The sequence below is a fragment of the Paenibacillus ferrarius genome, from assembly GCF_002027705.1.
Classification (GTDB): domain Bacteria; phylum Bacillota; class Bacilli; order Paenibacillales; family NBRC-103111; genus Paenibacillus_E; species Paenibacillus_E ferrarius.
Genome location: NZ_MBTG01000072.1, coordinates 83,520 through 96,466, shown reverse-complemented (window position 1 = coordinate 96,466; position 12,947 = coordinate 83,520). Strand labels below are relative to the sequence as shown.

General features: G+C 46.9%; 14 protein-coding genes. 8 read left to right on the top strand and 6 right to left on the bottom strand.

Going from position 1 to position 12,947, the window contains the following annotated elements; all coding sequences use genetic code 11:
* Positions 1-2 precede the first annotated feature (2 nt).
* From BC351_RS39465 to BC351_RS39455, 3 genes are read left to right on the top strand one after another with little or no spacing between them, the layout of a single operon-like run.
* Entirely contained in the window at positions 3-221 is a 219-nt protein-coding gene (locus BC351_RS39465) for a spore coat associated protein CotJA (RefSeq protein WP_079421159.1), read from the top strand.
* Positions 222-223: 2 nt separating this feature from the next.
* Positions 224-490 carry a spore coat protein CotJB gene (locus BC351_RS39460; protein ID WP_079421158.1) on the top strand — a complete coding sequence of 89 codons (267 nt, stop codon included), beginning with the start codon at positions 224-226 and terminating at the stop codon, positions 488-490.
* Between the two features lie 15 nt (positions 491-505).
* Positions 506-1,075 carry a manganese catalase family protein gene (locus BC351_RS39455; RefSeq protein ID WP_079421157.1) on the top strand — a complete coding sequence of 190 codons (570 nt, stop codon included), beginning with the start codon at positions 506-508 and terminating at the stop codon, positions 1,073-1,075.
* 79 nt (positions 1,076-1,154) lie between these two features.
* Here the strand turns inward: BC351_RS39455 and BC351_RS39450 are convergent, their stop codons facing one another.
* Positions 1,155-2,210: a Gfo/Idh/MocA family protein gene (locus BC351_RS39450; protein ID WP_341866055.1), complete on the bottom strand. Its 1,056-nt coding sequence runs from the start codon at positions 2,208-2,210 to the stop codon at positions 1,155-1,157.
* 468 nt (positions 2,211-2,678) lie between these two features.
* On the opposite strand from BC351_RS39450, the gene BC351_RS39445 reads away from it, so the two are divergent.
* The 5 genes from BC351_RS39445 (at position 2,679) to BC351_RS39425 (ending at position 9,068) form a co-directional block, all read left to right on the top strand.
* Complete coding sequence (locus tag BC351_RS39445) at positions 2,679-4,331, top strand: cache domain-containing sensor histidine kinase (RefSeq protein ID WP_079421155.1); 1,653 nt, start codon at positions 2,679-2,681, stop codon at positions 4,329-4,331.
* Entirely contained in the window at positions 4,306-5,916 is a 1,611-nt protein-coding gene (locus tag BC351_RS39440) for a response regulator transcription factor (RefSeq protein ID WP_158082388.1), read from the top strand. Before BC351_RS39445 ends, BC351_RS39440 begins: the two co-directional genes overlap by 26 nt.
* 96 nt (positions 5,917-6,012) lie before the next feature.
* On the top strand, positions 6,013-7,272 hold the full coding sequence (locus tag BC351_RS39435; protein ID WP_079421153.1) for an extracellular solute-binding protein: 1,260 nt from the start codon (positions 6,013-6,015) through the stop codon (positions 7,270-7,272).
* A 62-nt stretch (positions 7,273-7,334) separates the two neighbouring features.
* Positions 7,335-8,219 carry a carbohydrate ABC transporter permease gene (locus tag BC351_RS39430; protein WP_079421152.1) on the top strand — a complete coding sequence of 295 codons (885 nt, stop codon included), beginning with the start codon at positions 7,335-7,337 and terminating at the stop codon, positions 8,217-8,219.
* Between the two features lie 3 nt (positions 8,220-8,222).
* Positions 8,223-9,068, top strand: coding sequence for a carbohydrate ABC transporter permease (locus BC351_RS39425; RefSeq protein WP_079421151.1), 846 nt, complete (start codon positions 8,223-8,225; stop codon positions 9,066-9,068).
* A gap of 33 nt (positions 9,069-9,101) precedes the next feature.
* On the opposite strand, the gene BC351_RS39420 is transcribed toward BC351_RS39425, so the two are convergent.
* From BC351_RS39420 to nagB, 5 genes are all read right to left on the bottom strand, one after another.
* Positions 9,102-9,857: a YdcF family protein gene (locus BC351_RS39420; RefSeq protein ID WP_079421150.1), complete on the bottom strand. Its 756-nt coding sequence runs from the start codon at positions 9,855-9,857 to the stop codon at positions 9,102-9,104.
* 279 nt (positions 9,858-10,136) lie between these two features.
* The gene (locus BC351_RS42640; protein WP_158082387.1) at positions 10,137-10,301 is read right to left on the bottom strand and encodes a hypothetical protein; all 165 of its coding nucleotides are present in this window, start codon (positions 10,299-10,301) and stop codon (positions 10,137-10,139) included.
* A gap of 105 nt (positions 10,302-10,406) precedes the next feature.
* Entirely contained in the window at positions 10,407-10,667 is a 261-nt protein-coding gene (locus tag BC351_RS44585; RefSeq protein WP_425270966.1) for a pentapeptide repeat-containing protein, read from the bottom strand.
* Positions 10,668-10,796: 129 nt separating this feature from the next.
* Entirely contained in the window at positions 10,797-11,972 is a 1,176-nt protein-coding gene (gene nagA, locus BC351_RS39410; protein ID WP_079421149.1) for an N-acetylglucosamine-6-phosphate deacetylase, read from the bottom strand.
* The gene (gene nagB, locus BC351_RS39405) at positions 11,969-12,697 is read right to left on the bottom strand and encodes a glucosamine-6-phosphate deaminase (RefSeq protein ID WP_079421148.1); all 729 of its coding nucleotides are present in this window, start codon (positions 12,695-12,697) and stop codon (positions 11,969-11,971) included. Before nagB ends, nagA begins: the two co-directional genes overlap by 4 nt.
* Positions 12,698-12,947 lie beyond the last annotated feature (250 nt).

The window sequence follows — 12,947 nt, the reverse complement described above, 5'->3', positions numbered from 1 at the left end:
ATATGCAATCGCAATTCAAAAAGTATTATCCCTACATCAGTCCTTTTGATCCTTGCCCGCCGGTCCGTGTGAAATTCTATAACACACCGCCGCAATTGTATTTGAATTTTCAGCCTCCGGGATTGCCGCAATTCAGCCCCTACGAAGCTTTGAGAAGAGGGACTCTCTGGCCAGCGCTTTACGGACCGTATGAAGCCAAAGACGTTGAAGGAGTGCGATAACGATGAGCCACGCTATGGTACCTGAGTCTTACTACAAGCAGCTTCATGATCTGCAAGCGGTAGATTTTGTTCTAGTCGAATTGACCTTATATTTGGATACGCATCCTGAAGATATAGGGGCTTTGCAGCAATACAATCAATTCGCACAAAAAAGAATGCAGCTTGCGAATCAATTCGAGCTGGAATTCGGTCCGCTGATGCCGTTCGGTCACGCCTATTCCAAACATCCATGGCAGTGGGTAGAACCCCCCTGGCCGTGGCAAGTCTGAGAAGGAGGACTAAGCATGTGGATTTATGAAAAAAAGCTGCAATATCCGGTTAGAGTCAGTAAATGCGATCCTCGCATGGCCAAACTTCTGCTTGAGCAATATGGCGGGGCAGATGGAGAGCTTGCCGCAGCGCTGCGGTATTTGAATCAGCGGTATACGATTCCGGATAAGGTAGTTGGGCTGCTGACGGATATCGGCACAGAGGAGTTCGCCCATCTTGAGATGATCGCAACAATGGTTTACAAGCTCACGAAAGACGCAACGCTCGAACAGCTGAAGGAAGCTGGCCTAGATGATCATTACGTGGCTCATGACAAGGCGCTTTTTTATCAGAATGCCTCTGGCGTGCCCTGGACGGCCGCTTACATACAAGCCAAGGGAGACCCGATTGCCGACCTCTACGAGGACATTGCTGCGGAAGAGAAAGCGAGGGCTACCTATCAATGGTTGATTGATCTGACGGATGATGTCGACTTGCAGGACAGCTTGAAATTTCTGCGGGAGCGGGAGATTGTGCATTCCTTGCGGTTTCGGGAGGCTGTTGAAATATTGAAGGATGATCGGGAGGAGAAGAAGGTTTTCTGAAAATTGAGGCATGATGCCCCTTAAGGAGGCCACTTTGTATGCGTGGTACCTTAGGGGGTATTTGGTTTGGATGCAAAGGTTACACGGATGCCCATGATTGTTTGCTCGTTTGAATGGTTTCCCCCGAATCAGCCGCAAGGGTGACCATCATGCCTAGATAGTGATCCTGAGCCGCTTCCGCTAGGCTGTAAAAGCTCGGTCCGCCTTGTACGTATTCACCCATCTTCTGAAGGCAGGTCGCAATCGCAATCTCGTCGTCCGTTAAACGCCCTGGCTGGAAAGGATTGCGATAAACCCACTTGTCGCCGGCCAGAATGCCTTTATGATAATAGCCTTCAAGGTTGCCGTATTCCCCTGCATTCAGTCGCCTAAGCTCCATCTCTATGGGCGTTTGAAAGTCTTGCAAATAAGCAACCCTCTTGTTGCTGATCTCGCCTTTATCTCCACGCACGAGTACTCGCTCCGACCGAATCCATGAGAAGTATTGATCACGGGTGAAATCAAATACACCCAGCTTGTCCCCAAATTCGAGGTGAGCTATGACTTGCTTCGAGATGGATGTCTTTTCTTCAACGGGGGCACCCTCGCGATTAGGTCCGCTAACGATCGGAGAAGCGAAGCTGTAACCCCGAATTCGCGCATCTTCAAAGCGAATGCCAAGGAGGCTGCGCATGATGCTGATGCCATGATAGTCATGGGCGACGGACACTTGCGCTTGGCTAACTGTGCCCAGCATGCCGGACTGCGCGATGGCAATACGCGCAGCATGCAGCGGCTGGAATGCATACTGCTCTGCCACCTGCACCTTGGCAGCCGGCCCGATGTCTTGATAGAGCTGATTGAGCTGCTCTAGATCAGCCGCAGGCGGTGTTTCAGTGAGGACGGGAATCCCTTCATGCACGAATTGTTTGATCAATGCCGGCGTTTGTGCCATGGGAACCGAAAGAACAACATAAGAAGGGGAAGCAGCCTTCAATAAGTCTTCGGTCGTTCGGAACGTTGGCACGCGCCATTGCTCCTCGAATGCCCGTCCTTTCTCCTCGTTGCGTACGACAACGCCGCAAACCTCAAAACGATCCGGGAGCGCTTGTACGATGCGCATAAAAAAAGCTGCCCGCCAACCGCCGCCGACTATAGCGAATGTGATAGCCGTATGGATTCCTCCTTTTTATCATGAATCATATTTTTACAATCATTGTATTACATAAATTCATTTCAGGGGAGTGTTTATTTAGGCTTGAATGGATAGCGCCATTTCACTCACTATCGATAAGATGAGCCTTGATTTTATATATAGCTGTGGTAAACTTCACCTATATGGAATTTCAATTCCACTCTTTTTTAACACTGAAAGTTTAAGCCCTTTAATTTTATTCGCTCTACTTACCTGCATTATGATAAGGGGAGGATCGGCATCGTACGCAGCATCAAACAGAAATGGAACATATGGGTATTCATTGTCAGCCTGCTTCGCAAATCACAAATTAAGAATCGGTTAATTGCCTCATTTCTTCTTGTTTCCCTCCTACCGTTAATAACGACCTCTTTGATTGTTTATACCAAGTCAATCCATTCTATTAACTCTAAGATTAGTGCCTATTCTTTGCAAATTTTGGATCAAGTCCGCGATGAAATCAACAGGGAGAATCGGAAGATTCAATATCTAAGCGATCAAGTGATAACGAATAATCTGGTTCAAACGAACCTGCAGAATGCTACCCTAATCGATCATCAGGCGGTTATGGACACGTATTATGAGGTGAACCAAACTTTTAGCGGCCGTAAAATGCTGGATTATATGAAGTCTTTGCAGATTTATAATTCATCCAAAGAGCTGGTCTATGATTTGGGTTATGATAAGCTGCGCCCTGATGATATAGCACCACTAGTGAAGCAGATTAACGAGCATAAGGGCAACGATATATGGACGCATGTTGTGACTGTTAATGGGGTGGATTGTATTGTACTTGCGAGGGAAATCCACTCGCGCTCCAATTGGTTTCATACGATCGGCTATGTGTTTATCGCGATAAAGGAAAGCTTGTACTCCCGTGACATCTATGAGGATGTCAACATGGGGGAGGGAGCAGATCTGTTTATGATTGATACTGCGGGCAGTGTGCTCTCCTCAAGAAGTGCGGCCATTCCTGTGGGGGTTAAGCTGAGTGAACGCAGTCTGATGAACCAAATTGCTTTGAACGAGAAGGAAGGCCAGCGTGCTTTTACTGCCAAAATAAAGGACAACACAGCTTTGGTTGCTTTTTCCTATGACTCTGCGGCCGGGTGGTATCTCGTGACAACGATTCCCTCTTCCTATTTAAATAAAGAATCCAGGTCTATTTTGCCTTATCTGCTGGTGGTTTGTATTGTGTGTTTTCTAGTTTCACTTCTCTTGACGTTTGTCATTTCAGGCAGCATTTCGAAACCGCTTCACCAACTAACCCACTCCATGAAGAATGTAGCTTCGGGGAATTTACAGACGAGCAATGAAGACTTTGGGAAGGATGAGATTGGCTTCTTATCGGGGAAATTCAACACGATGGTTGAGCAAATCAGTGATTTGGTGGAGCATACGAAGGAAGAGCAGATTAAGAAGAGAGAGATTGAGCTTCAGATGCTTCAGGCGCAAATTAATCCGCACTTTTTGTTTAATACATTAAATTCTCTCAAATGGACGGCTGTATTGAATCAAGCGACAAATGTAAGCGACGGCCTAAGTGCGCTGGCGGAGCTGCTTCGGAATACGATTGTCAATCGCAAAGAAATGATTTCTTTGTCTGAAGAACTGGAAAACATTGAGAATTATATGGTGATTCAAAGGCTTCGTTTTGGAGCGCTGTATGAAATTGACTATCAGATCGAAGATGGTTTAATGGACAGCCGCGTTCTGAAATTTATTTTACAGCCGATTGTTGAGAATTCGATTATTCATGGGCTGGATGAAAACAATGCTGATAATAAGATTAGGATCGGGGCTAAAAAGCAGGGAAATCGGATCGAAATCACTGTTCAAGATAACGGTAAAGGCATGCCCATGCAGCAGGCTCTGAAATTGCTGGATTCCGTGAATCAAGCGGAGCAGCGGCTTTCCAATATCGGAATATCCAATGTCAACGAGCGGATCAAGCTGCATTTTGGCGAAGAGTATGGTCTTCGAATTCAAAGTGAAATAGGTGTGGGTACGAAGGTTAGCTTGACGATGCCTTTTAATGCGACTGGAGGTAGCAGGGATGATCAAAGTGCTTGTGGTGGATGATGAAAAAATCATGCGAATTGGCTTGAAAATGATGATTCCTTGGGAGCAGCACGGGTATGAGTGGATAGGAGCGGCAGATGACGGGGAAGCAGCTCTTGCTATGGTCAAGCAGCATGATCCCGATATTCTCATTACAGATCTGCAGATGCCCAAAATAAATGGACTTGAGCTAATTCAGAAGCTGCGGGAAATTGCTCATTTCCAAGGGAAAATTATTGTGCTGAGCAATCACGGGGAATACAACTTGGTACGCGAAGCAATGAAACTTGGCGCTTTGGACTACTTGTTGAAGGTGACGCTGAAGCCGGATGATTTGCTGGATATTTTGAAAAAGGCAGCCAGCGAGCTGTCGTCGGAGAAGGAAGACAAGGAAATTCAAAGGCAAAAGGCCGTAGCTCAAGTTGAAAATTTGATGCTGGCCCGGAAAAATTTCTTTCGCGAATTGGTTTACGACAATTATTTGTCAGAACGTGAAACGATGATGCAAGCGCAAAAGCTGCATATTCAGATTGACAGTGAACAAAGTTTTTTATTGTACATTACGATAGATGCCTATGATAAAACGATGGGCAGCGGTAAATGGACGAACAGACAGTCCTTGAATTTCTCGATCTGCAACATCATTTCGGAGCTGGTTAGTGATTCTTTTTTTATGGAATTCTCGGAAATCAGCGATCGTGATTATTTCGCTATTTTGCCGAATCATCGCAAGTATGATAGCGATGCAGGCAAGCTGCAGCTGGCTAAACGAATTACCGAAATGCTTCAGCTGTATCTCAATCTTGTCGTCAATGTTGTGATAAGCAATCCCTTTGCGGGGCTGCTGCAAGTACGAGAAGCTTACTTGGCATGCAAATGCGCTGCTGGGCTGCGTTTCTATAAGCATCATTCACTTGTGTTCCATGCTCGTGAGGCTGCGTTCAATACCGGCAAAGCCATTCTCCCGTCCCAATTGGAGGAGATGAGAAAGCACATTCAGTTAGGAGCCATGGAAGGACTTATCGATTGCTTGGATGACATCTATCAATACGCGGAAGAACGATGTGTGCATCCGGCACAATTCCAAAAAACGATTGTTGCATTGATCGATGAATGGGAATCAGCAAGTGCGCAGCATGAGTACCATGTTCTGCCCGAGCAGGATAGGAAGCAGCTGGAGAAAGCTGAAAATTTCAGTGATTTCAGATCGGCTTTCGTGCAAGCTGTGGGTTATTTCAGACAATATGCGATCCCTTCATCGCCCAAATACCGCAAAGAAATCCGCACTGTCATTGAATTCATGCTGAAGCACATGGATCAGAAAATTACGCTGGGGATGATTGCGAATGAAGTGAATATGAATGAAAGCTATTTGGCGCGGCTATTCAAAACGGAAACAGGCAGAACGATCGTCAATTTTCTAAATGAGCTGCGCATGGAAAAGGCCAAGGAATTATTGAAAAATCCAGACCTTAGCGTCAAGTCCGTCTCGGAACTCATCGGGATTTCAGACCAGTTTTATTTCAATCGTCTATTCAATAAGACGTACGGGACGAATCCGACGGAGTTCAAGAAGAGTCATTTCAGAAGTCAAGATCGTCCATAATTCAGTCAAAATCGTAAATGTCCTGAAAATCTCCTTCGGTATATGATGTTTACAACACCGATTTATAAAAAGTACATACACTTAGGGGGTCGTTTAATGAAGAAATCATTCTCTGTAATTGTTTCAGCGCTTTTACTTTCGAGCGTATTGGCTGGGTGTGTAACTGGCAAAGATGAGGTTGCTAAACCCAAAAGCGTTACGATTAAAGCGCTCTTTATGAAGCAAGCTGGTTATAGCGAAGATGCGATCAATGAAGCAACGGATGCTTTCATCAAAGCAAATCCCAATATTAAAGTGGAGGCAACTTTCGTTCCTTACGAAGCCTTGGAGCAGAAAATTCTGGTTTCGAACGGCAGTTATGATGCGGTATTAATTGATGCTCCTTGGACAGCGAAATTCGTTAAAGCGAATTTACTCAAAGAGGTGACGGATAAAGTTTCCGATGCGGATCGCAAGGATATTTTTGATGGCGCACTCAGTGCCATGCAGTACGAGAACAAGCTGTATGGGATGCCTTGGCTTAATGATGTCAAATATTTATTTTATAACAAAGAAATGCTCAAACAAGCAGGCATCAGCTCACCGCCGAAAACATGGGATGAATTAATCGCAGATTCGAAAATATTGAAGGACAAGAATATTGTCGAGTATCCGATCGTCTGGTCGTGGAAGCAAGCTGAGGCGCTTGCGGTTGATTTCACGCTGCTGAGCGCGTCCTTCGGAGGCGAGTTGGTCAAGGATGGGAAGCCAAGCTTGAACGCTCCGGCGAATGTGGAGGCACTTTCCTTCATGCGCCAATCGATGAAAGACAAGCTGACTAACCCAAGCTCGCCTGAGTACTTGGAAGAAGATGTAAGGGGTGTTTTTTCCAGCGGCAAAGCGGCATTTGCTCTGAACTGGACCTATATGTTCGGTATGGCTAACGATCCTAAGGAATCCAAAGTTGTCGATAAAGTGGGGATTGCCATGGTTCCCGGAACGGCCAAAGTCGTGAGCGCCACAGCCAACGGCGGAATGGGATTATCCATTGCCAAAGATAGTAAAAATCCGGATGAAACTTGGAAATACATTCAATTCATGGCTTCCAAGGATTTTCAGAAAAAACATGCCAAAGATGCACTGCCTATTTGGAAGTCGTTATTCGCGGATAAAGATGTCATTGCGACGAATCCGGAATTAATCAACGTATCCAAAACACAATATGAATATATCGTGAATCGCCCGGTCATTCCTTGGTACGGACAGCTATCAACAGAGATGCAGGTTTCGGTGCAGCAAGCGCTATTTGATAAAGTGACGCCCAAAGAGTCACTGGATAAGCTGCAAGCCAAAGCGTTAGAGATTGCAGGCAAATAGATCAGCGCTAAGGGGGAAGATCAGCTTCCCCCTTAGCATTATTCGGGCAGGAGGACAGCAGGGTGAGAAATAGATGGAGTGACAGACGTTTTGCAGTCATAACGATATTACCGGCTTTTGTTTTAGTATTCGGCATTGTACTCTTTCCGCTGATACAAACGTTTATTTATAGTCTCAAGAACATGGAATTAACCTCAGCAAGTCAGGGGCAATTCGTTGGTATTCATAATTATACGCATGCTTTGACGGATTCTTCGGTTTGGGCTTCATTTGGCAAAACCGCATATTTTTCCTCGATCTCAATTGTGCTTGAGCTTGTGCTCGGCTTGCTCGTTGCCCTTCTTCTAAATGAGAATATTCGTGGAATAGCTTTCTTGCGTTCCATTATTATTTTGCCTTGGGCTGTTCCGACGATTGTGAATGCCGCGATGTGGAAGTGGATCTTTCATCCTGAATACGGGGCTTTGAACGCGCTCTTGGTTCAGCTTCACGTGATGACATCGTATCACTCATGGCTTAGCAGCCCTTGGACAGCTATGAATATGGTCATCGTGGCGGATGTATGGAAGATGACTCCTTTTGTTTGCATTTTTTTTCTAGCATCGCTGCAGATGACGAATAAAAGTGTCTATGAAGCGGCCAGCATGGATGGAGCAGGTCTTTTTCACAGATTTTTTGTTCTAACGCTTCCCTATTTGAAGCCCACGGTGCTTGTCTTGATCGTCATGAGGACGATGGAATCGTTTAAAGTTTTTGATTTGATTTATGCGCTCACACAAGGCGGACCTTCGAACGGCACCATGGTGGTCATTTACAAAGCTTATATTCAAGCCTTTACCAATCTGCAATTTTCCCAAGGAGCTACACTCTCCTATTTAATTGCTATGTTTATTGCCCTTCTGACCTTTGTGTATGTAAAAGTACTTAAAGTAGAGGAGGCGAGCTAGCCTATGAAAAGTAAAACTTTATCTACGGTACAATATGTATTCGCTGTTCTAATCGCGGTGTGTACGCTGGCCCCCTTCCTATGGCTGTTCATTTCAAGTATCTCCTATCAAATAGATTTACAGCAAGTGCCCTTAAAGTGGATACCAGGACGGATTACCTTTAATCGATATCTCGATATTTTTAGTAATCCTCATAATGATATGGCCTATGCTTTTCGAATCTCAATGAAAAATAGTCTCATAGTAGCGGCAGCTGTTACGCTTACTGCCCTTCTCATTGGGGGGCTGGCGGCCCATGCTTTTGCCAGGTTTCAATTTGCCTTCAGACAACAGCTCATTTATATGTTTCTATTCACGTATATGATTCCGTCCGTCGTAATTGTCATTCCTTTATACTTCCTGTTTCAAAAGCTTGGCATGCTGGATGCGAAGTTAACCTTGATTATCCTTGATTTAACGTTCGCCATTCCTTTTGTCATTTGGATTATGCAAAGCTATTTCAAGCAGCTATCCAAAGATTTCTATGAAGCTGCCGCGCTGGATGGCTGCAGCCGGATGCAAATACTTGTGTTGGTCGTAGTGCCAATCGTGCGACCTGGCATTCTTGCTACGATGATCTTTGTATTTTTATTATCTTGGGACGAATTCTTTTTCTCGCTTCTGTTCACCTCGACACTTGATGCGAAAACGATCTCGGTAGCCATATCTGAATTTAGCGGCAAAAACGCGGTTGATTTTGGCATGGTGGCAACAGGAGGCGTGCTTGCGTCATTGCCTCCGCTGCTGATTGCCATCGTATTTCAGAAGTTTCTTGTTCAAGGAATGACTGTCGGGGGAGTCAAAGAATAAAAGATCAGGCTGCGACTCAGCGGTGAAGCCTAATTAGTTTCTTGCGGCAAACAGGCCAACAAACTCCTTCAGAGCGAGTGAAGTATTGGCTAAACCGCCGGATGAAGGGATGAATTTGCTGACAGTGAGGTCCTGCTGCTGCTGGGAAATATAATCGGTCGGGAAGGGCAGGACTTCGATTTTCAGTGTTTGGAACTGCCTCACGGATCTGGGCATATGGAAAGCCGATGTGATAAGAATCGGCTGCTTCCAGCCGTGCTCGGAGAGAAGCGCTTGCGTATGCAGCGCATTTTCTTCCGTATTGCGACTAGTGTCATCCATGGTAATCGCGGATTCCGGTATGCCGAGGGCAAGCAGATGCCGCTTCGCAATCTGCGACTCATTGCCGGAGTCGCTGAATACTTGGCCGCCAGACAATAGGATCGGCAGCTTCGTGCTTTGGTAAAGCTCAGCAACAGTCAGCACACGAGCGGCTGTGGTAGCGGTTAGATACCCGCTCCCGTGCGTGAGTGGATCGGGAGTGTCTAAGGTTGCTCCTCCGGTCAACATCACAAGGACGTCCCCGGAAACGCGCTCCGGTGGGGCATATCTATTTTCAATTGACTGCAGCAAGGCATTGCTGAAAGCCGGCATCGCACTCACACATAGAATCATGGCAGCTAATCCCACAAGAAGAGCGCTGAAGTATTCTGATTTTTGCTTCAGCCATATGGCGATGCAGAGCAGCAGAAGAATGATAATTCCCGGTGGGAAAAGTAAGGTATAGGCCATTTTGATAAGATAGATCATAGTCGTGTTCAATCCTTCCTAGCACAAGGCTAGCTAGCTTGTTCGACATAAACGGCTGATTTCCTGCCTGTTTACAAAAGCTCAAATGCGAAGAGGCTGTCCCATAAGTAGATAAACCTACTTGAGGGACAGCTTTTTTGGGAGAAGCTCAATCGTGCCTATACCATACTTACTTTTACTATTCGATTACCGGCAGTTCGGATTTGTACATGATAACCTGACATAAACGGGCCGTTCTGCGTGTATTTTCTTTCATGCGTATGAATATAGCGTCTGGATCTATTTCGCTATAGCTGATACGGGTTCGGATAATCTCTTGATGAGATTTCTACTTTCTCTGAGCTCTAGCTCTAGCTCCAGCACCAGCACGAGCACCAGCACGAGCACCAGCTCCAGTTCCAGTTGCTTTCTCAAAACCTGCAATTTTACATCTTTTTTGCTCATGGAATAGCCTCAACGATTAAATTCCTGCATTTGCGCAGGCTTTTGAGGCTTTTTCTGGATGAGCGGCTGAAAAAGATAAAAATGCCTGCACAATTGCAGGCATTTCTACTTTTTAACCGAATTCGGACGGAAATTCCTGTATTTTTGCAGGCTTTTACACTCGGATGAGCTGAGATGGGATGAGCTGAACTGAGCTGAACTGAGCTGAACTGAGCTGAGCTGAACTGAGCTGAGCTGAGCTGAACTGAGCTGAGCTGAACTGAGCTGAACTGAGCTGAGCTGAACTGAGCTGAGCTGAACTGAGCTGAACTGAGCTGAACTGAGCTGAGCTGAGCTGAACTGAACTGAGCTGAACTGAAATGAAATGATCAGTTCTGATCTGGAAGCCCCATCATCTATCGACGCTTACTTACTAAATGTGGCTTATGGGACAGCCTCTTCATATTATTAGGTTAACCAGAGATTGCTGGCGGGCCTTTTCTAACGATGAACAGGCTAATGTTTGATTTCGTTGCCTCGAATCCATACTTGTTCGATGGCTAGTTCAGGGCTGACCAGCAATAAGTCAGCCTGTTTGCCTTGGGCTATCGAGCCATGCGTCGACGACAGGCCGAGCAGCCGCGCAGGGTTGCCGCTTGCGCAGCGGCTTGCCTCTTCGATGCTGACGCCAACCTCGCGCACCATAAACCGGAGCGCTTCGATCATCGTCAGCGTACTGCCGGCGAGCGCGCCAACCCCTTCCGTCAGCCGGGCAACGCCCGACTGTACGGTTACGGCTTGCCCGCCAAGCTCGTACTCGCCGTCGCCAAGCCCCGCGGCGGACATCGCGTCCGTGATCAGCAGCAAGCCATGCGGCTGCTTCACCATGGTCAGCAGGCGAATCGCTGCTGGGTGCACGTGATGGCCGTCAGCGATGATTTCGGCGCTGATGCGGGTGTCGGTGAGGACGGCACCGACGGTTCCAGGCTCGCGATGATGCAGCGGCTTCATCGCGTTGAAGGTGTGCACCGCATGCGAGAGCCCCTCGTGAACAGCCGATTGAATGTCGGCATAGGTCGCGTCGGTGTGGCCGCAGGCGGCAACGATACCGTGATCGCGCAGCCACGCGATCAGGGCAAGGCCCCCTTCACGTTCGGGGGCCAAGGTCAACTGCTTGACGAGCTGCGGATAGCGCTCGTTCCAGTCTTCCAGCCATGGGAGCTGAGGCGTCACCATGAGCTTGGGATCTTGTGCGCCCGCCCATTTGGGCGAGATGAAAGGCCCCTCCATATGCACGCCAAGAAGCTGAGCATAGGGCATTGGCTGTTGGATATAGCGGTTGACTTCGCCAAGCACGCGGTCAATATCTTCGCGAGTCGCCGTCATCGTTGTAGCAAGCATGCCTGTCGTTCCATGTTGCGCGTGAAACCGAGTAATCGTATCCAGCGTTTCGGGGCTGGCATCCATGAAATCTGCACCATATCCGCCATGCACATGAACATCAATGAAGCCTGGCAAGAGCCAGCTGCCCTGCGCATCAAGGAGTGTGGCATCAGGGCTGACCGCATGGGAGTCCCAGGCAGCCATTTCCCCGATAGAAGCAATTACGCCATCTTGGATATGAATAAAACCATGCTCGATAATGCCCTGTTCGGTTACGATCTTAGCTCCCGTGATGACGCGTTCGCTCATTCGAATAACCTCCCAGCCTCAGCATCAAGAAGTACGACAAGGTGAGGGTGCGTTTGCAGAAGGGTTGCGGGAATTTCTGTTGTAATCGGGCCTGTTAGTGCGCGATGAACGATTTCTGCTTTGTCAGCGCCACGAACGATCAATAGGATGGTTTTGGCTTTCAAAATCGTACCAACCCCCATGGTTAAAGCATGCGTTGGAACTTCGTCAATCGTGTTGAAGTAACGCGCATTGGCTTCACGGGTTTCTTCTTTCAGCTCGACACGGTGTGTACCGCTGACCAAGGAATCATCCGGCTCGTTAAAGCCGATATGCCCGTTATGGCCTAGGCCGAGAATTTGCAAATCAATTTGCTTGGCTTCTTCCAGAAGCTCATTATAATGTGCGCACTCCGCTTCCAAATCGACGGCATTCCCATTTGGAATGTGAGCTTGCGCAGCAGGCAGGTCGATATGGTTAAACAGATGCTGCTGCATGTAGGTACGGTAGCTCTCGGAATGATCGGCCGGCAAGCCGACGTACTCGTCCAAGTTAAATGTCGTAACGCCTTTGAAGCTTACACGACCTTTATTATAGGCTTTAACGAGTTCTTCGTAGATGCCGACAGGTGTTCCACCCGTTGCTAAGCCAAGGACAGCTTTGGGCTGCATTTGGACAAGCGAAGTTATAATGCCGGCTCCGGCCTCGTTAAGCTCTTGTTGATTTTGAAAAATATGAAGATTCATGATGGTGTTCCTCACTTTCTTAGACACAGAATTGGATTAGGAAATCTTGCAGGTTTATTTATTTGATTTTGAAGCGTTTTTGCATAAAAAAATCATTTTAAGAAGTAATTATTCACATTTCAATCATAACTGAAATTTAACGTCTCGGCAACAGGCTTTTTGCCAAATATGAACATTGACTTGCATGGGTATGTTTGCCATTCTTAACTAAGATCATTAAATATGAGAATGCTTCATGAGAAGAGAAGGA

Coding starts and splice junctions, on each gene's coding strand:
- BC351_RS39465 (WP_079421159.1), top strand. CDS start 3: ATGCAATCGCAATTCAAAAAGTATTATCCCTACATCAGTCCTTTTGAT.
- BC351_RS39460 (WP_079421158.1), top strand. CDS start 224: ATGAGCCACGCTATGGTACCTGAGTCTTACTACAAGCAGCTTCATGAT.
- BC351_RS39455 (WP_079421157.1), top strand. CDS start 506: ATGTGGATTTATGAAAAAAAGCTGCAATATCCGGTTAGAGTCAGTAAA.
- BC351_RS39440 (WP_158082388.1), top strand. CDS start 4,306: ATGATCAAAGTGCTTGTGGTGGATGATGAAAAAATCATGCGAATTGGC.
- BC351_RS39435 (WP_079421153.1), top strand. CDS start 6,013: ATGAAGAAATCATTCTCTGTAATTGTTTCAGCGCTTTTACTTTCGAGC.
- BC351_RS39425 (WP_079421151.1), top strand. CDS start 8,223: ATGAAAAGTAAAACTTTATCTACGGTACAATATGTATTCGCTGTTCTA.
- BC351_RS39420 (WP_079421150.1), bottom strand. CDS start 9,857: ATGATCTATCTTATCAAAATGGCCTATACCTTACTTTTCCCACCGGGA.
- BC351_RS42640 (WP_158082387.1), bottom strand. CDS start 10,301: ATGAGCAAAAAAGATGTAAAATTGCAGGTTTTGAGAAAGCAACTGGAA.
- nagA (WP_079421149.1), bottom strand. CDS start 11,972: ATGAGCGAACGCGTCATCACGGGAGCTAAGATCGTAACCGAACAGGGC.
- nagB (WP_079421148.1), bottom strand. CDS start 12,697: ATGAATCTTCATATTTTTCAAAATCAACAAGAGCTTAACGAGGCCGGA.